Consider the following 17,192-nt stretch of genomic DNA (forward strand, 5'->3'; position numbering starts at 1 on the left):
TTTGGTGGTGACACTCCTTGGAGCGACGGCGCGCGGCTACTCCTCCGGGGCGTCCGCCATTGCGCGTTCGCGGACCTTCTGGATGTGCGCGGCCATGGCGGCTTCGGCCTTTTCGGGGTCGCCGCTGGACAGTGCATCCAGGACTGACTGGTGCTCAGCGATGGCGTATTCCGCGTCGGTGATGCCCACGCCGCCGAAAAGCCGGAAGCGCTGAACCTGACCACCCAGGGCGGCGTAGGCGCCAACCATGAATTGGTTGTCCGTCTGCTGCGCGATCAGCTGGTGAAAGCGCTCGTCGGCCTCTAGGTAATCCTTGTACTCGGCAAAGGACGGGCCCCGGGGCGCCGACTTCAGGTCCTCGACAGTCTGTTCAAGCGCGGCGAGGCGCTGCGGGTCCAAGCGGGAGCAGGCGATGCGGGCGTTGACCGGCTCGATGGCGAGGCGGGCTTCCATGAGGTCGGCGAAGTCCTCCCGGGTGAATACCGGGGCCACGCGATATCCCTTAAGCGCCACTCTTCGGACCATACCGGTGTGCTCCAAGCGCGCCAGTGCTTCACGGACTGGGGTAGGGGAAACATCCAGTTCGCGCGCAGTCCCATCGATGCTGACGGCTGCCCCGGGTTCCAGCCGGCCGTCCATGAGCGAGGCGAGAAGTTCCTCGTAAACGTGGTCTGCCAGAACCTGGCGGCTGACGGAACGGCTTCCTTTGCGTCCGGTCTGATCCTCGGGCCGGCTGCCGGCGCGGATGCCGTTGGACGCTTTTTGCATGATCAGATCCTATAGGGACCCCTCAGGGAAGGCTGCACGCTGGTCCTGACAATGACGAAGGCTACGCGGCTTACCCTCTCCCAGGGATGCCCCCAGAGACCTTAACCGATGGAACCGCCCGGGCGATCGGGCGGTTCCATCAGTGCTGTGGCCCCACAGAGCCAGGCGAAATCAGGCCGGCTGGTACACCGGGTAGTCGGTGTAGCCCTTCGCACCCTCGCCGTAGAACGTCGACTGGTCCGGTTCGTTCAGCGGCAGGCCTTCGCGCCAGCGGCGGACGAGGTCCGGATTCGCAATGGCGGGCCGGCCCACCACGACGGCGTCTGCGTGGCCATCGGCCACGAGAGACAGAGCCTCCTCGCGGGTGGTGATGACGCCAAAGCCCGTGTTGACCAGGAACGTGCCGTTGAAGCGGGCGCGCAGGTCCTGCACGAGGTCGCCGGTGGGATCGGCATGCAGGATGCTCAGGTAGGCGAGGTCCAGCGGGGCAATGGAGTTGACCAGCACCTCGTAGGTTGCCCGGACGTCGGCGGCATCGGTTTCCTCGATGCCCTGGACGTTGTGTTCGGGCGAGATACGGATGCCGACGCGGTTGGCGCCGAGTGCTTCCACCACAGCATTTACGGTTTCAATCACGAAGCGGGCGCGGTTCTCGGGCGAGCCGCCGTAGCTGTCTGTGCGGACGTTGGTGTTCGGCGCAAGGAATTCGTGGAGAAGGTAACCGTTGGCAGAGTGCAGCTCGACGCCGTCGAACCCTGCCTCAATGGCGTTGCGCGACGCCGTGACGATCTCCTCACGGATGATGGGCAGTTCGTCGGTGGAGAGTTCGCGCGGCACCGGGTGCGGCTGCTTGCCGTTGTAGGTCCGCGTTTCACCTTCGACGGCGATGGCGCTGGGTGCAACGACGGTGTGGCCGCCGTTGATGTCCTCGTGCGAGACGCGGCCGCCGTGCATGATCTGGGCGAAAATCCGGCCGCCCTCGGCATGGACGGCGTCGGTGACCTTCTTCCAGCCAGCGATCTGCTCGGCCGTCACCAGCCCCGGCTGTCCGGGGTACGAGCGGCCCGCGGGGCTGGGATAGGTTCCCTCGCTGACGATGAGGCCGAGCGACGCGCGCTGGCGGTAGTGCTCCACCACGAGCGGTCCGGGTACGCCTTCCTTGCCCGTGCGAACGCGGGTCAGCGGTGCCATGACGAGGCGGTTGGAGAGCTCGTACTCGCCGAGAGTCAGCGGGGAAAACAGCATGCGGAGTTCCTTTCAGAATGCATCAGGTTCACCAGCTGCAACTGCCACGCGTCTGCAACTATTCCGGGTGTGGTGCAGTTCATATGTCCTGATCGCCCGGCGGCGAACGACGCCTAACGCCCCTCTTCGTTGTTCACGAACCCGGGCATCCTTCACCACGCGGGTTGGCGTTGCAATCGTCTGCGTAGTTGCGGGTGACTGAACGCCATACACTCACGGTCTGGGGCGGCGAACTGAACTGTCCTTGGTTTGGAATCGGGAGACCCGGTCCGCCATTTACAGAGTAGGTTCCCTGGAAGTACGTGGTGAGGACAACGCTGAAGTCGCCGGTGGCGCCGTAAGCATGGCTGGTCCGGGTCTTCTCACCCCAACGGGCCTGCGGAAGTGGGCCGCCGGTTGTGGTCGTCGGGCCAAGCGATGCTCCGTCACCAAAGTCCCAACGGTACTGGACAGGCTTGGCGATGATATGGATGCGTTGCGCCAATATTGTGATGTCGAAGGACTGCTCTGTGGCCTCGGCGTAGAAGTTGGTTTCTGCGCCGCGAAGGGTGTGCGGGCTGGGTTGCGTGGTTAGCTTTCCCGGAGCCACAGGTAGATCGTCGAATGCCCTTTGTATACGGGCGGCGATTCGCGGAAGCAGGTCTTCGGGATTCCTGTCATAGAGGCACGTCGGACCGCCACCGTTGCCTGTCCAGTCCGTCCACGTCGGATTCGCAATCTCCCTGGGCGCAACCTTCCAGATGACGGGAATCCCGGGTTTCCCGTCGGCCCTGGGAGGGCACACCCGCTGCTTTGCCAAGCAATCTATGGCTAAGTTGCCGTCGTCCACTTGGCACTGGGGAAAGGCGTTGTACTGGTTCGGGTCGGTACTGACATAACCCGGCGGGGCGGGTAGAAATTCATTCGTGTCCTCATCTCGGATCCAAACGTCCGCTGTGATTCCCGACTCTTCAAACCCAGACGAGCCGCCATAATCGTCGTCCCCGGCGGACGCATCGCTTACTTGCGGAGGCCAGGCAAAGATCGCTATGGCCAGAAGAACCGACCCAAGCGTTGTCCTGTTCATGACTCGTCTTACCTGACAAGGTGCATGTCAGAGACGGCCCACTTACCCTTCGCATGGACAGCAATTACGACCACTGCCGTATTTGTTCCCGGCTCGGGGCTACGTCCCACAGTCTTGTCGGCCTTGTAGTACTTTGTGACTTCTTGAATAACCTGCACAACTACCTGCTGGCTTGCGGAATTGGGCTTGAAACTCGATCGAATAGACGGGGTCTTAAGCCGCCCGCCTACCTGCCAACGTCCATCTCTGTACCCAACCGAGACGCTCGTTTTCACGTTGGAACAGAAGACGCAGGCGTTCGCTGTCAGCTCGGACCACGACGTGAGATCACCCGTCTCATAGCCGTAATTCAGCAGTGCGAACCAGTACTTCGTAAATGCCTCAAGCCCTTCCTTTGTGTTCTTGTCAGCCACAGCCGGTTTGACCGGCACCGGCACATTTTGCGCCCGGCCCTTAGCATCGGCCGGCTTGTACACGGGCTTTGGTTTGGGCGTCGGAGTGCCACTGGGCGTGGCAGAGGCCGAATCGGAAACGGATTGGATTGGCGAGGCGACAACCGAGGCAGTCGGTCCGGCCTGAGGGTCGCCTCCGCCACTGCAACCGGCCAGAGCAAGGACGGACACAGCAACGGCGGAAAACGCGGGCAGGCGGAGACGTTCAGAAATGCAGGTACGAGAAGTCATGCGCTAATCCCCCCGGATAGGTTCCAAGACATCTGTGTCCGAACAGTGGTTAAAGGGTAACCGAGGTCACACTTTTCGGCTCAAAGTTATCCACAGCCACTTCGCCGCCTCAGCCTCCTTACCCTTGAGTTCGGACAAGCTGAACCAATGAGGCAGAACCCATGGCGCAGCACCGCCGTTGCTGGGATGATCTGTCCATACCCCTGGTCATTTTTCTACGCGCTGTAGAAGAATGGAGCACATGATGTTTAACCACGCCGACGGCGACCCCATCCTGATCCTCGATGAAGAGCAGTGCTGGCAGCTTCTGGAGAACACAAGGCACGGCAGGCTCGTGGTCACCGTGGCGGGCGAGCCGGATATCTTCCCGGTCAATTACGTGACCAGCCGCAGGAAGCTGTACTTCCGAACTGCGCCGGGCAACAAGCTCGCCCAGGTGACCATCAACGACAGGGTCCTGTTCGAAACCGACGGCATCATGTCGGACCAGGCATGGTCGGTGGTGCTGCGGGGAACGGCCCGCGTGCTGAGCAAATCAGCGGAGATTGCCGAAGCCGAGGAGCTGGGGCTCGCCTCCTGGGTGCCCACACTGAAAGACTTCTATGTCGAGATCGATCCCGGCTCAGTCAGCGGCCGGCATTTCCAGTTCGGTGAACAGCCGGAGCGCGATTTCTAGCCGGGCTGCCGGCCTAGACTGAAAGCATGGCGGACCGGCTGACACCTGAGCAGCGCAGCTGGAACATGTCCCGGATCCGGGGCAAGAACACCAAGCCCGAACTGCTCGTGCGCCGCCTCCTGCACGCGAAGGGCTACCGGTACCGGCTGCACGGCGCCTCGGGCGGGATCAAGCTGCCCGGCAACCCCGATCTCGTCTTCGCCGGCCGGCGCAAGGTTATCTTCATCAACGGCTGCTTCTGGCACTTCCACGACTGCAAGGTGGGCCAGCACTCCCCCAAGGCCAACGCTGAATTCTGGGAAACCAAACGCACGCGCACCCGGGACCGCGACGCCAACCAACGCCTTCAGCTCGAGAACGACGGCTGGGACGTGCTCACCGTCTGGGAATGCGAGCTCAAGGATCTCTCCGCCGTGGAGAAACAGCTGGAGTTGTTCCTCGCTGCGGGCTGACCCCGGGCGAGGGCGCGGCTCAGTTCTCGGCAGGAGCCAGCCGGTAGCCCACGCCGCGGACGGTTTGCAGCCAGCGGGGGTTTTGTGCGGAATCGCCGAGCTTCTTCCGCAGATTCCCCATGTGCACTTCCACGGACCGCTCGTCCGCCTCGCTGATGTAACTTCCGACGTCGTACGGTTCGTCCCGCAGCCGGCGCACCAGATCAGCTTTGGTGCGGACCATGCGGCCCGCCTCGAGCAGGGCGTGCAGCAGGTCGAACTCGGTGCGCGTCAGGCTCAGTTCCTGGCCGTCGACGGCAACGGTCCGGGATTCGTAACTCAGGTCGAGGCCGTTGTGGGAGTACTTGCGGCCCTCGTTGGCTGCGGCGGCAGGTGAGCTGCCCTCTTCGGCGACATCCGGCGTCGAACGCGGACGCCGCATCATGGCCGCAACGCGGGCACGCAGCTCACGCGGGCGGAACGGCTTGGTGAGGTAGTCGTCGGCGCCCGACTCAAGTCCGATCAGGGTGTCCAGCTCTTCGGCACGGGCAGTGAGCATGACGATGTAAGCGTCAGAGAACTGGCGGATCTGCCGGGCAACTTCGAAGCCGTCGATGTCCGGCAGGCCGAGGTCGAGCGTGATGACCGCCGGGTCAAGTTCCTTCGCGGCAAGAACGCCTTCTGCACCGCTGCTCGCGGCGCGCACCTCAAAGCCGGCCTGCGTCAAAACAACGCGCACCAATTCGCGGATATCGTGGTCATCCTCGATGACCAGTCCAACGCGTGTATCACCCATTGCAGCCCCCTCAGCACGCTACATCCCGTCTGCAGTATAGCTCCCGGCGGATATCCTGCTCCTATGCGTTTCTCACGCCCTGTCCAGCTGGACCATCGCCCATGAGCAGTATCGCCTGGAAAGATCCCTCCGGACGGATCCTGCTCTTCCGGCGACCCTTCCATGAGTATTCCTTGCGGGGCAGGGTGCTGCTGAGCCAAATGCCGCTGTCCGTGACGGCAGGAATCACAGCTTTTCTGATTCTGGCGTTCTTCCCCGAAACGCTTTCGAATCCTCTGTTCATGAGTTTTCTGGTGTCACAGGCAGTAATACTGATCCTCTGTTACGCCGTTCCTTGGCACCGGCTGCCCTACCCCTCCTTCCTGGTCATGCCGCTCCTGGATATGGTCTCCATCAGCCTCGGCAGGGAAGGCGGCCAGGACAGCCTCACGGGCCTCAGCCTCATGGCGGTTTTTCCGGTTATCTGGCTGTGCGCCTCCGGGCTGTTCCCCAGGACCGCCGTGGCACTGTCCTTCCTCGGCCCTCTGGGAATCATCTGGGTGCCGCTGTTTCTCCGTGGCGAACTGTCCGGCCAGGACCTGGCCCGCTCGCTCCTGATTCCGGTCATGATGCTGGGCATCGGCGTCACTGTGTCCGTCATGACGCTCAGCATGGTCCGGCAGCAGCGTGACCTCGAGGAGCAACAGCGTGACCTGGAGGAAAAGGACTCGCAGCTCCGCGGCGTGCTGACCGGCAGCAAGCGTCAGGAACGGCTGCTGAACACAGTCCTGGACACGGTGCACCTGGGCGTCCTCGCCGTCGATGCCGAGGGCCATGACATCCTGATGAACCGCAAGCAGCGCCAGCATCACCAGCTGGCAACGCCGCCAACCATCGACGATCCCAACGAATCCCAGCTGCTGGTGTTCGCTGCGGACCGGACCACGCTGGTGCCGACCGATCAGCGGCCCGTCCGGCGGGCGGTCCTCGGCGAGGAGTTCACCGACTACCTGGTGTGGCTCGGGGCGGGCGCCGAACAGCGCGCGATTTCCACCAGCGCGAGGCCCATGCAGGACCAGGACGGCAATTTCGCCGGGTCCGTCATAGTGTTCAGCGACGTCACCGAGCTGGTCAACGCGCTGGCCGCCAAGGACGACTTCGTCTCCAATGTCTCGCACGAATTCCGTACTCCGCTCACCTCGATTCTTGGGTACGTGGAGCTTCTGTTGGATGACGACGACGACCTCACCGACTCCCAGCGCGGCCCCCTGGAAATCATCCGGCGGAACTCGGAACGGCTTCTCACGCTGGTCTCGGACCTGCTGTCCAGCCGCAACGGCCAACTGCTCGTTACCCCGGAAGCAGTGAACGTAGCCGAGCTGGTCCGGACCAGCGTCACCGCCGCCCTGCCACGCGCCGCGGAATCCGGCATCCGGCTGCGGGCCGACGCACCGGACAGGCTGGAGGCCCACATCGATGCCGCGCGCATCTCGCAGGTGCTGGACAACCTCGTCTCGAACGCCATCAAGTACTCTCCCGACGGCGGCGACGTGGTGGTGGCGCTGCGGTCCGAGGACGGCCATATGGTCTGCAGCGTGAGCGATACGGGCATGGGCATGAGCCAGCAGGACCAGGAGGAAGTTTTCGCCAAGTTCTTCCGGTCGGCAGCCGTGCGCAATTCAACGATTCCCGGGGTCGGCCTCGGGCTGTCCATCAGTAAAGCGATCGTGGAAGCCCACGGCGGCCGCGTCTCGCTCGCCAGCGAAGTGGGGAAAGGCACCACGTTTACGTTTGCCGTGCCGGTGCAGAACTGAGTCCTGGACCCGGCGTCTCAGGGTGTGCCCAACCAAGAGTGCCTATGCCCGGTGGTCCTCAATTAGCCATCGGGCCAGCCGGCTGGCGCGGTGGGCCGCTTCAAGGTCACCCTCTGCGGCGGAGATGATCGAGCCCTTCATGAGGATGTGCCAGGACCGGGAAAAATCGTCGGTCCGCTGCAGCCCTGCCTCGTCCGCGAGCTGCTTCACGTGGCCCCGGATCTTGGCGAGGTAATCAATGCTGGCCCGTCGCAGCGGGTGTGAAGCACCCATCTCCAGCAGCACGTTAATGAATGAGCAGGCTTCATAGTCCGTGCGGTGGAACCAGTCGGTAAAGACGTCGAAGATGGCGAGCAGCTGCTGCTCGGGGGTGTCCGCCCTGCGACGGGCCTCCCCCATGATCGCGTTCATCGTCCAGACCTGGTCTCGCTTCTCAAGGAACGCCAGCACGAGTTCGTCCTTGGACGCGAAGTGGCGGTAGAACGTGGCTTTTGCGACGCCCGAGCTGCTGATGAGTTCATTGACGCCCACGTCGCGGATTCCGCGGCTGGCGAAGAGGTCGTAGGCGGCGTCAACGATCCGTTCGCGCATTCCGGCAGCACCGGACGCCGCAATCTCCTCGCCAAACGTCCGGCCTCCCGCTGGGAGCGGGAAACCTGGCATGGCGGCTGGCTGCGGTCCAGCCTGAAGCGCTCCGGGAGGTACTCCCCCGGCGCTCCACGGCTTGGAGCTGGGTACCTCTGCCACTAGAGATATTGTATCCCCAATGGCAAGACAGACTTGTCTGTCTTGGGATATTCTTCTCTTAAGTCAGTGCAGCTTTCGGGTGCTATGTCTGTTCCTGTTTGAGTGCATGGCCTACAGTTGCAGGCGCCTATGCAAACGGACCTGCCGGCGGCTGCCCCGCAATGGGGTGTACCCGAAAGTTGAACGGTCAGCATGGCAGACTATCTCCGGTGGGATGCCCACAACTTCCTCCATTCCGACGCTTACTTCCATCCGGCTGACTTCCAAGTGGCCCAGCCGCCCGCCGACTCGCCAGACTGTAGGTCTCCGGAACGCCCTCCCGTATCAGACACTGACGTTCGCTGTCCCCAAACCGACTCGTTGCGGGGGCAAGTCCTCAGCATCATCGCCTCCGTCCTCGAGGACACCGATCCGGCGTGCGCCAGCGCCCGAAGCCAGCTCCGGAGTTGTCTTGCGCATAATGCTGGATCCCCGGAGAAGGCCCTCCTGGAGCACTTGGTCTCCCTGCACGGTTCCGGGCTGGATCCAGACGAGCTTCACGGTTCCGAACCGAAGGGTGAGCCGCAGGAGCCGCGGGACTAACGGCCAAGGGCCGCCTGGCGGACAACTTCTCCCCAGGACTGCTGGGCAAGGTCCGCAACCGCTGCGAGAATCTCCGACGGCGGCCGGGAAAGATCCAGCGGGAACTCAACGATGTCGATGTCAGTGTTGAGGATCCGCCGCAGCTTCACTTCACCCGCTCCGGCGTAGATCAGCCATGCCGTGGGCACGCGCAAGGCCGTGCAGTAGGCCAGCATCTGGAAATGGTCCGCTGAAAGCGACGCACCCTGGTCGCTGCCCGCGCGGTATTGGGCGTCGTATACCACCACCGGCCGGCCGCCCAGCAGGTGCACGGCGTCCGGGTTCACGGTCAGCCGGTCGGAGTCCCGGACCGCCTCGTTCAGCAATGCGTTGTACTGCAGCCTCATCTCGCCGGGAAAGGCGCCCATGGCCCGGCGGAGTGCCGCACCGACGAAATCCTCGAAAACCTTGGCCATGTCGACGACGAACGCGGCCGTCTGCTGCTTGCCCTCGCCCGCTTCTGCCGAAGCATTGCGGAGGATCACCTCGGACAGCCGCAGCGCCGGATGATAGCGGAGGTTCATCCGGCTGGCCCGCCACGACGGAAGTGGAGCGCCGGCGTGCAGGCGGGTGACGTCGTCGAGCTTTCCCTTCAGTTGCCGCAGGCGGCTGAGGACGTCCGGGCGAACTCCCGGAACGCGGGACATGCGGTCCAGCGCGGCGCGCAGGATGCGGTTTTCCGGGATGTCCTCGGTGAACTCGTCGTAGGACACTTCCAGCGGCACCAGCATTCCCGGCCGGCGGGATATCTGGTCCGAGATGCGGATGCGGCCCTTAACCGTGCGGAGCGAGTCGTCGACGGTGACGTAGCCCTGCAGGACGCCCCGCTGGAGTGCGCGTTCGGCGAGTTGCGCCAGCGACGCCGCCAGTGCGCTCCAGAGCTCGGCGTCCTCGTCCGCTGCCACGGTATCGTCGCGGAAGCCCTGGTCACCGGCGTAACTCAGCAGGAAGAGCAGCCGGCTCAGCCCCAGCCGGTCCTTGGGCCGCACGTCGAGCTGCACCTGCGGAGTGCGTACCGAGCCCACCTTGCCGACAGGCTCGATCCGGAAGAGCCCCATGCCCATCGGCGTTGCCTTGGCCAGGCCGCTGGAGTTCAGGTAGGCGGCACTGTCCGGGTCGAGCTTCTCCACGGTGCCGCCGGAGAGCTCGTCCAGGACGATGTGCCGCCTGGCCGGGACGGCACCGCGGCTGCCGCGGGCAGCGGAGCCGGCATCCGCCGCCGGGAAACCACCCGCCGTCGGGAAACCACCGGCCTTCGGGAAAGCGGCAGGGGCACCGAAACCGGCGGGGCTAGCGAGCCGCAAGGCGTCCCAGCAGTTGGTCCAGGCCGAAGCGTTCCTCGAGCTGGGCCCGGTTCAGCTGCCCGTGGTAGTGCTCCTCCAGCAGCGGCATGAGCTCGTACTTCCAGATCCGGCGCAGGCCCGCGGGCGTCTGCGCGGCCTTCTTCATGAAGTAGGACGGCCCGATCATGAGGTCGCGGTCCCACTCGTCAATGGCCTGGTTGAGGGCATCGAGCAGCAGCGCGGGAGTGGTGTCCAGCTGCCGGGCCTCGAGGAACCGCAGCAGCGATCCCTTCACCGGCTCGGTCTGCGGGTGCAGTTCGATGAACGCGAAGCGGCGGCGGATCGCGGCGTCCATCATGGCGATGGAGCGGTCCGCCGTGTTCATGGTGCCGATGATGTAGAGGTTGTCCGGCAGCGTGAACGGCTCGTTGGGGCTGTACTGCAGGTAGATCCGGTCGTCGCGGTATTCCAGCAGGAAGTACAGCTCGCCGAACACCTTCGCCAGGTTCGCGCGGTTCATCTCATCGATGATGAGGAAGTACGGCTTCGACTCGTTGCCGGGCTTGGCAGCCTCCTCCGCGAGCCGGCGCAGCGGGCCGGCCACGAGCTTGAAGGAAACCTGGCCCTCGTCCGTCTTATCCGGCCGGTACCCCTCGAAGAAGTCCTCGTAGGCATAGGACGGGTGGAACTGGACGAGCTTCACGCGTTCATCGGTGCTGTCCTGGGCCAGTTCGGCGGCCAGATGCTTGGCAAGGTAGGTTTTGCCGGTCCCCGGCGGACCGTACAGGACCAGCTGCCGGTTCTCCTCGAGAAGGTCGGCGATCTCCTGCAGCGGCTCCGCCTCCATGTGCAGTGAGTCCGCAAACTGCCGGGTGATGGGACGGAATCCGCCCAGCACGGGGAGGGCTACCGTGGCCGGTGACGCCTCGGCGTCGGGCTCGGTTTCCGCTTCGGCGGGCAGCAGCGCCTGCACAGCCTGGACCACCCGGGTGACATCGACGACGATGCCCGAGCTGGCCAGTTGGCGCTGGATGTGCCGCGGCAGGTCGGTGGTTGCGTGGGCTTCGTCGAACCAGCGCACCTTGCGCCGCATCCGCCGGTTGTCGCCGTTGTGGTCCGGCTCCCCGAGCACGACGCCGATCCGGACGACGCCGGCGCTCTGGTACAGCACGAGGTCGCCCGGTTTCATCACGGTCAGGAAGGCGAAAACAGCGGTCTTGGTGTCCTCCCGCTCCACGTAGCCGAGGTGCTTGTAGTCCTCGTCCACGGCGTGCTGCACCAGCCCCGCCGTTACGCCGGGGTCAAGCAGGCGGAGGTGTTCGACGTCGAGCGTCACCTTCTCCTCTGCATGCCAGGCGGCCAGGAGCTCGGCGTTGTCGTGGTGGGTGCGCAGCAGCCAGGCCCGGCGGCCGGGGTCCCCGACCTTGCGCCACTGGCTCACCAGCTGCCGTGAGTACCAGTCGATGCGCTGGCCGGCCTGCTCGTCCAGGTGCAGGCGGATGCGGCGGATGTCAGCGGTGATCTCCTCCTCGCTGTCCCCCTTCGCGCCGCCGACGAGGGAGGCGAAGGCGTCCCTGATCTCCTGGCGTTCGATGTCCGCCACCACCGGTTCGAAGTAACTGGGCCAGGCGAGGTACTCGATGCTGCGCCGGATGGCCGGCTGGTCCTCGGGGGTGCCCGCCGCCAGCTTGTGAAAGGCCAGCGGATCCTTCAGTGCCTGGCCGATGACGGCGGTGGACTGCCCGTCGACGTGGTGCACGAAGCGGCACAGCCATTTCAGGTGGTCCCATATGGTCCAGTTGAACTCCGCAGTCCGGTCACGGATAACGCCGTGGTCCGTCATGCCCCGGTACAGCTCGTCCGGCAGCTCCAGCGGCGGCTCCAGCCAGGAGGCGGCCTCGGCGACGCGGGCCCGCTTGACCTTGAGCGACTTGACCTCGTGCGCCAGCGGCAGTGACTGCAGGAAAAGGAGTTCCACGGCCAGCTGCTTCGCCGAGGGAGACGCGTCCGCGAGGTTGTGGCGCAGGTTGGTCATCATGGGCGCCTTGGCGTCGGCTACTCCCCGCTCAAGCCGCTCCAGCAGTTCCGCCGCGGCCTCCGCCGTCCACGTCTGCGTGCGGCCATCGAGAGCAGACGGCCTGCCCTGCAGACCGGCACCGAGCACGAACCACGCGGCGTCCTCGATCTCTTTGGAGACTCCGAGGGCGCGGTGCATGGCAGGCTTTGGGGCGGGGGTCATGCGTTCAAATTTACAGGCTTAACCTGAACGCCAGCACCATGTCCGAAGGTAAGGTTACTTCCGGGTAGCAGCGGGCAGCCGCTTCCTGCCGAAGGCGAAATAGCAGCTCGGGCCGATGAAATTGATGAGGGTTGCCAGCCGCCAGAACGTCTTGGAGCCGCGGATCTGCTCGGCCGGCCTGCGTGAAAGGTCGCGCTGGGCTGCCGTGAGGTAGGCGAGCTGCGCGGCTCCGATGACGATGGTGCCGATGCGGGCAGCAGGGGGAAGCTCCTTCCAGGACTTCTTCTTCCATGCCATGTTTTTCTTTCCCAGGTTCCGCTTTCCCACGGTCAATGCTCCTTGCGCTCAATGAAGGGCTCCAGCAGCTGCTTCTGTTCCGGCGTCAGCCGCAGAACCCTTCCGGTGGCTTCATCGACGAAGGCCAAATGGCTTGAGGCCTTCACACAATCGTCGCCAGTAACGGGGTCCTGCACAAGGTAGTGAATGTCGAAGCTCGCGCCCTTCACCGCGCCCACCCACACCTGGACCGCCGCCGGAACGTTGCGGTACTCGAGGGTCTTCACGTAGCGGATCCGGTGGTCCACCACGAGCGCCATGGTGCCTTTAGGAACGTCATTGAACAGTGACACGTGGGGGTCGATCCCGGGAAGACCTGCACCTGCGGGCGGGCCGAAGGCGGCGATGCGGGCCTCCTCCAGCATGCGGACGATCTGCACGTTGTTGATGTGCCCGTAGGCGTCCATGTCCCCCCAGCGCATCGGTACGAGCACCTCGATGCGGCCGGAGGCCGGCCTGCCTTCCGGGGTGTGCGCGCTCAGCTCCGCACCGCCGTCGAATCGTCCACCGGGGTTTCCCCGGCATCGGCGCCGGCGAACTGCGACATGTACAGCCGGTGGTAAGCGCCTCCCGCGGCGAGGAGGCTCTGGTGGTTCCCCTGTTCCACGATCTGGCCGTTCTCCATGACCAGGATGGTGTCGGCGTCTCGGATTGTCGACAGCCGGTGCGCGATGACGAAGCTGGTCCGGTCCGTGCGCAGCGCGGCCATGGCCTTCTGCACCAGGAGTTCCGTGCGGGTGTCCACGGAACTGGTGGCCTCGTCCAGGATGAGCAGGGACGGGTTGGCCACGAAGGCGCGGGCGATGGTGATGAGCTGCTTCTCGCCGGCGCTGACGTTGTTGCCCTCTTCGTCAATGACGGTGCTGTAGCCGTCGGGCAGCGCACGGACAAAGCGGTCCACGAACGTGGCCTTGGCCGCCGCCATGATCTGGTCCTCGGTGGCCTCCAGGTTGCCGTACCGGATGTTGTCGTAGATGGATCCGCCGAACAGCCAGGCGTCCTGCAGCACCATGCCCACCTTGGAGCGCAGCTCGGCGCGGCTCAGCCGGGTCACGTCCACGCCGTCGAGTGTGATGGCACCGGAGTTGAGCTCATAGAAGCGCATGACCAGGTTCACGAGCGTGGTCTTGCCTGCGCCGGTGGGGCCGACGATCGCCACGGTGTGGCCCGGCTGCGCGGTGAAGGACAGGTTTTCGATCAGCGGCTTGTCCGGTGTGTAGCTGAACGTGACGTTTTGGAACTCCACATGGCCGTCCGTCTTGGCCGGCAGGTGCTGCGTGGCGGTCTCTGCGTCCTGCTCATCGGCGTCCAGGAACTCGAACACGCGCTCGGCCGATGCCACACCCGACTGCAGCATGTTGGCCATGCCCGCCATCTGCCCCAGCGGCTGGGTGAACTCGCGGGAGTACTGGATGAAGGCCGTGGCGTCGCCCAGGCTCATGCTGCCGGAGGCCACCCGCAGGCCGCCCACCACCGCGATGCCGACGTAGCTGAGGTAGGAGACGAACTGCATCACGGGGAAGATGATGCCGGAGACGAACTGCGCGCCGAAGCTGGCCTTATACAGGGCCTCGTTGCGCTCCTCGAACCGCTCCAGCATGTCGGCTTCGCGGCCGAAGACGCGCACCAGGTCATGGCCCGAGAAGGACTCCTCGATCTGTCCGTTCAGCTCACCGGTGTTCTTCCACTGCGCGGCGAACAGCTTCTGGCTCCGCGCGCCGATGACGCCGGCCGCGGCGCCGGACAGCGGGAGTGCGACGAGGGCGATCAGGGCCAGCTGCCACGAGACGATGAACATCATGATGACGATGCCGAGCACTGTCAGCACCGAGCTGATCAGCTGGGCGAACGCCTGCTGCAGCGCCTGCTGGACATTGTCGACGTCGTTGGTCACCCGGGAGAGCACGTCGCCGCGCTGGCGGGTGTCGAAGTAGTTCAGCGGCAGCCGGTTGAGCTTCTTTTCGGTGTCGTCGCGCAGCTGCCGGATCACCTTCATGACGATCCTGTTGAGGATGTAGCCCTGCAGCCAGAGGAAGATGTTGGCCACGAAGTACATCAGCAGCACGGCCGAAATCAGGACGGTGAGCTTCTGGAAGTCGATGCCGGTTCCGGGCACGAGCTCCATCCGGGAGACCATGTCGGCGAAGTTGCTTTGGCCCTGGGAGCGCAGCCCCTCAACGAACTGATCCTTGCTGACGCCGGCGGGCAGCTGCTTGCCGACGACGCCGCCGAAGATGACGTCCATGGCCTGGCCCAGCACCTTGGGGGCGATGACGTTGAGGATCACCGAGACGATCACCATGCCGACGACGACATAAATGCCGGCCGCTTCCGGCTTCAGCAGTCCCATGAGGCGCTTGGCCGACGGCCAGAAATTCTGGGCCTTTTTGGCCGGCATCGCGCCAAACATCCCGCCGTCGGCCTCGCCCGGCGTGTACTCCTCCTCGACGAAGTCATCGTCCTGGAGAACGGCTGCCTGCTGGGCTGCCTTCGTGGACCTTTCCGCCGGACCCCTGCCCTTCTTGTCGGCGCTCATGCCACTTCCTCCACGCTCAGCTGGGACTCAACAATTTCCTGGTAGGTGGGCGAGGTTTCGAGGAGTTCCTCGTGCGTTCCCCGGTCCACGATCCTGCCGTTGTCCAGCACCAGGATCTGGTCCGCTTCCGTGATGGTGGAGATGCGCTGGGCGACGATGATGACAGTGGCGTCCGCGGTGCTGCGCTTAAGCGCGGCACGCAGCCGGGCGTCGGTGGCGACGTCCAGGGCAGAGAAGGAGTCGTCGAACAGGTAGACCTTGGGCCGGGTCACCAGGGCGCGTGCAATGCACAGCCGCTGGCGCTGGCCGCCGGACACGTTGGTGCCGCCCTGGGCGATGCGGGACGCGAGCCCGTTTTTCTTTGCCTTCACGAAACCGTCGCCCTGGGCGACGCGCAGGGCGACCCAGAGCTCGTCGTCGGTGGCTTCAGGCTTGCCGAAGCGGAGGTTGTGCTCGATAGTTCCGGAGAACAGGTACGGCCGCTGCGGTACGAGGGCAATGCGCCTGGTGATTTCGTCCCGGGCCAGCTGGCTGACGGGGACGCCGTCGAGGAGCACTTCGCCGTCGGCGACGTCGTAGAGCCGCGGCAGCAGCGACAGCAGGGACGTCTTGCCGGCACCCGTGGAGCCGATGATGGCCACGGTCTCCCCCGGCCGGGCGGTGAAGCTGATGTTGCTCAGGACCGGCGCCTCGGCTCCGGGGTAGGCGAAGGTGACATTGCGGTACTCCACCACTCCTTCCAGCTGTCCCGGCGCCACCGGCTGCCGGGGATCGTGGATCGAGGGTTCTACGTCGAGCACCTCGCCGATGCGGTCCGCGCAGACGGACGCCCGCGGGATCATCATGGCCATGAAGGTGCCCATCATCACGGCCATCAGGATCTGGAGCAGGTACTGCAGGAAGGCCGTCAGGGAACCGATTTGCATGTCGCCGGAGTCCACCCGCTGGCCGCCGAACCAGAGCACGGCTGCGGTGGACAGGTGCAGGATCATGCCGATGGCAGGAAACATCAGGACGAACAGCGCACCGATCTTCAGCGAGACATCCGTCAGTTCCTTGTTGGCCTGGCCGAACCGCTCGGTTTCGTAGGGTTCACGGACGAAGGCCCGGACCACGCGGATGCCGATGATCTGCTCGCGCAGGACCTCATTGATGCGGTCGATCTTCTTCTGCATGGAGCGGAACAGCGGCATCAGGCGCACTACGAGATAGCCCACCACGGCAAAGAGGACCGGGACCGAAACCCAGACCAGCCACGAGAGGTTGATGTCCTCGCGGAGTGCCATGATGATGCCGCCGATGCACATGATGGGCGTGGACACCATGAAGTTCAGGCCCATCAGCACCAGCATCTGGACCTGCTGGACATCGTTCGTGCCGCGGGTGATCAGGGTGGGAGCGCCGAACGCGTTGACGTCCTTGGCCGAGAAGCTGGTCACCTTGCGGAAAACGCCGCGGCGGATGTCCCGGCCCACGGCCATGGCGGTCTTCGACCCGAAGTAGACGCCGGCGATGGCCGTGCCCACCTGGAGGAAGGCCACGAGGAGCATGACCGCCCCGGTACGCCAGATGAAGTCGGTGTCGCCGCGGGAGACGCCCTCGTCAATGATCTGGGCATTGAGGCTGGGCAGGTACAGTGCCGCGATGGTGGATGCCAGCTGGAACGCGATGACAGCCAGGATGTACGGCAAATACGGTCTGGAATAACGCCGTATCAGGGTGACGAGCATGCTCACGGATCCTTCGGGAGAGCGCGAATGAGTTAGGAGAAGTAGTAGCAGACGGGTCTGACAGCCAAAGCCTTCCAACTCTACGAAATCTGTTGCCCGGGTGAAACGTCCCGGACGAAGATCATCCCAGCGGACGACGCCGGAACAGAAACCCACATCCAGCGCGAACGTACACTTGTGGCCCCAAGGAAGCGGTTTCCAGGGGCCACAGGTGTACGTTCGCGCTATTGCCGTCCGCGCTA

General features: G+C 64.5%; 15 protein-coding genes. 3 read left to right on the forward strand and 12 right to left on the reverse strand.

Annotated features, from left to right (window positions below):
• Positions 1-36: 36 nt before the first annotated feature.
• The 4 genes from ACFUTU_RS06385 to ACFUTU_RS06400 form a co-directional block, all read right to left on the reverse strand.
• Positions 37-768: a GntR family transcriptional regulator gene (locus tag ACFUTU_RS06385; RefSeq protein ID WP_377962147.1), complete on the reverse strand. Its 732-nt coding sequence runs from the start codon at positions 766-768 to the stop codon at positions 37-39.
• Positions 769-939: 171 nt separating this feature from the next.
• Positions 940-2,013 (reverse strand): alkene reductase, encoded by a 1,074-nt coding sequence (locus ACFUTU_RS06390; RefSeq protein WP_377962150.1) that lies wholly within the window; start codon positions 2,011-2,013, stop codon positions 940-942.
• A gap of 133 nt (positions 2,014-2,146) precedes the next feature.
• Positions 2,147-3,079: a hypothetical protein gene (locus ACFUTU_RS06395; protein ID WP_377962153.1), complete on the reverse strand. Its 933-nt coding sequence runs from the start codon at positions 3,077-3,079 to the stop codon at positions 2,147-2,149.
• A gap of 8 nt (positions 3,080-3,087) precedes the next feature.
• On the reverse strand, positions 3,088-3,762 hold the full coding sequence (locus ACFUTU_RS06400) for a DUF6318 family protein (RefSeq protein ID WP_377962155.1): 675 nt from the start codon (positions 3,760-3,762) through the stop codon (positions 3,088-3,090).
• 241 nt (positions 3,763-4,003) lie between these two features.
• Here ACFUTU_RS06400 and ACFUTU_RS06405 point away from each other — a divergent pair, with 241 nt between their 5' ends.
• Complete coding sequence (locus tag ACFUTU_RS06405; RefSeq protein WP_377962158.1) at positions 4,004-4,438, forward strand: pyridoxamine 5'-phosphate oxidase family protein; 435 nt, start codon at positions 4,004-4,006, stop codon at positions 4,436-4,438.
• 26 nt (positions 4,439-4,464) lie between these two features.
• Positions 4,465-4,890: a very short patch repair endonuclease gene (locus ACFUTU_RS06410; RefSeq protein ID WP_377962164.1), complete on the forward strand. Its 426-nt coding sequence runs from the start codon at positions 4,465-4,467 to the stop codon at positions 4,888-4,890.
• Positions 4,891-4,909: 19 nt separating this feature from the next.
• On the opposite strand, the gene ACFUTU_RS06415 is transcribed toward ACFUTU_RS06410, so the two are convergent.
• A complete protein-coding gene (locus ACFUTU_RS06415; protein ID WP_377962167.1) occupies positions 4,910-5,665 on the reverse strand; it encodes a response regulator transcription factor in 756 nt (251 codons plus the stop codon).
• A 101-nt stretch (positions 5,666-5,766) separates the two neighbouring features.
• On the opposite strand from ACFUTU_RS06415, the gene ACFUTU_RS06420 reads away from it, so the two are divergent.
• A complete protein-coding gene (locus tag ACFUTU_RS06420) occupies positions 5,767-7,458 on the forward strand; it encodes a sensor histidine kinase (protein ID WP_377962170.1) in 1,692 nt (563 codons plus the stop codon).
• A gap of 42 nt (positions 7,459-7,500) precedes the next feature.
• Here the strand turns inward: ACFUTU_RS06420 and ACFUTU_RS06425 are convergent, their stop codons facing one another.
• The 7 genes from ACFUTU_RS06425 to ACFUTU_RS06455 form a co-directional block, all read right to left on the reverse strand.
• On the reverse strand, positions 7,501-8,121 hold the full coding sequence (locus ACFUTU_RS06425) for a TetR/AcrR family transcriptional regulator (RefSeq protein WP_377962172.1): 621 nt from the start codon (positions 8,119-8,121) through the stop codon (positions 7,501-7,503).
• Positions 8,122-8,783: 662 nt separating this feature from the next.
• On the reverse strand, positions 8,784-9,986 hold the full coding sequence (locus ACFUTU_RS06430; RefSeq protein WP_377962424.1) for a restriction endonuclease: 1,203 nt from the start codon (positions 9,984-9,986) through the stop codon (positions 8,784-8,786).
• Between the two features lie 130 nt (positions 9,987-10,116).
• A complete protein-coding gene (locus tag ACFUTU_RS06435; RefSeq protein WP_377962175.1) occupies positions 10,117-12,348 on the reverse strand; it encodes an McrB family protein in 2,232 nt (743 codons plus the stop codon).
• Positions 12,349-12,402: 54 nt separating this feature from the next.
• A complete protein-coding gene (locus tag ACFUTU_RS06440; RefSeq protein ID WP_377962178.1) occupies positions 12,403-12,675 on the reverse strand; it encodes a hypothetical protein in 273 nt (90 codons plus the stop codon).
• 2 nt (positions 12,676-12,677) lie between these two features.
• Complete coding sequence (locus ACFUTU_RS06445) at positions 12,678-13,106, reverse strand: acyl-CoA thioesterase (protein ID WP_377962181.1); 429 nt, start codon at positions 13,104-13,106, stop codon at positions 12,678-12,680.
• Between the two features lie 56 nt (positions 13,107-13,162).
• On the reverse strand, positions 13,163-15,220 hold the full coding sequence (locus ACFUTU_RS06450) for an ABC transporter ATP-binding protein (RefSeq protein WP_377962184.1): 2,058 nt from the start codon (positions 15,218-15,220) through the stop codon (positions 13,163-13,165).
• Complete coding sequence (locus ACFUTU_RS06455) at positions 15,217-16,950, reverse strand: ABC transporter ATP-binding protein (protein ID WP_377962427.1); 1,734 nt, start codon at positions 16,948-16,950, stop codon at positions 15,217-15,219. Before ACFUTU_RS06455 ends, ACFUTU_RS06450 begins: the two co-directional genes overlap by 4 nt.
• Between the last annotated feature and the right edge of the window lie 242 nt (positions 16,951-17,192).

Origin of the sequence: Arthrobacter sp. NPDC057388, assembly GCF_042668165.1 — a bacterium.
In the GTDB taxonomy this organism is placed as follows: domain Bacteria; phylum Actinomycetota; class Actinomycetes; order Actinomycetales; family Micrococcaceae; genus Arthrobacter.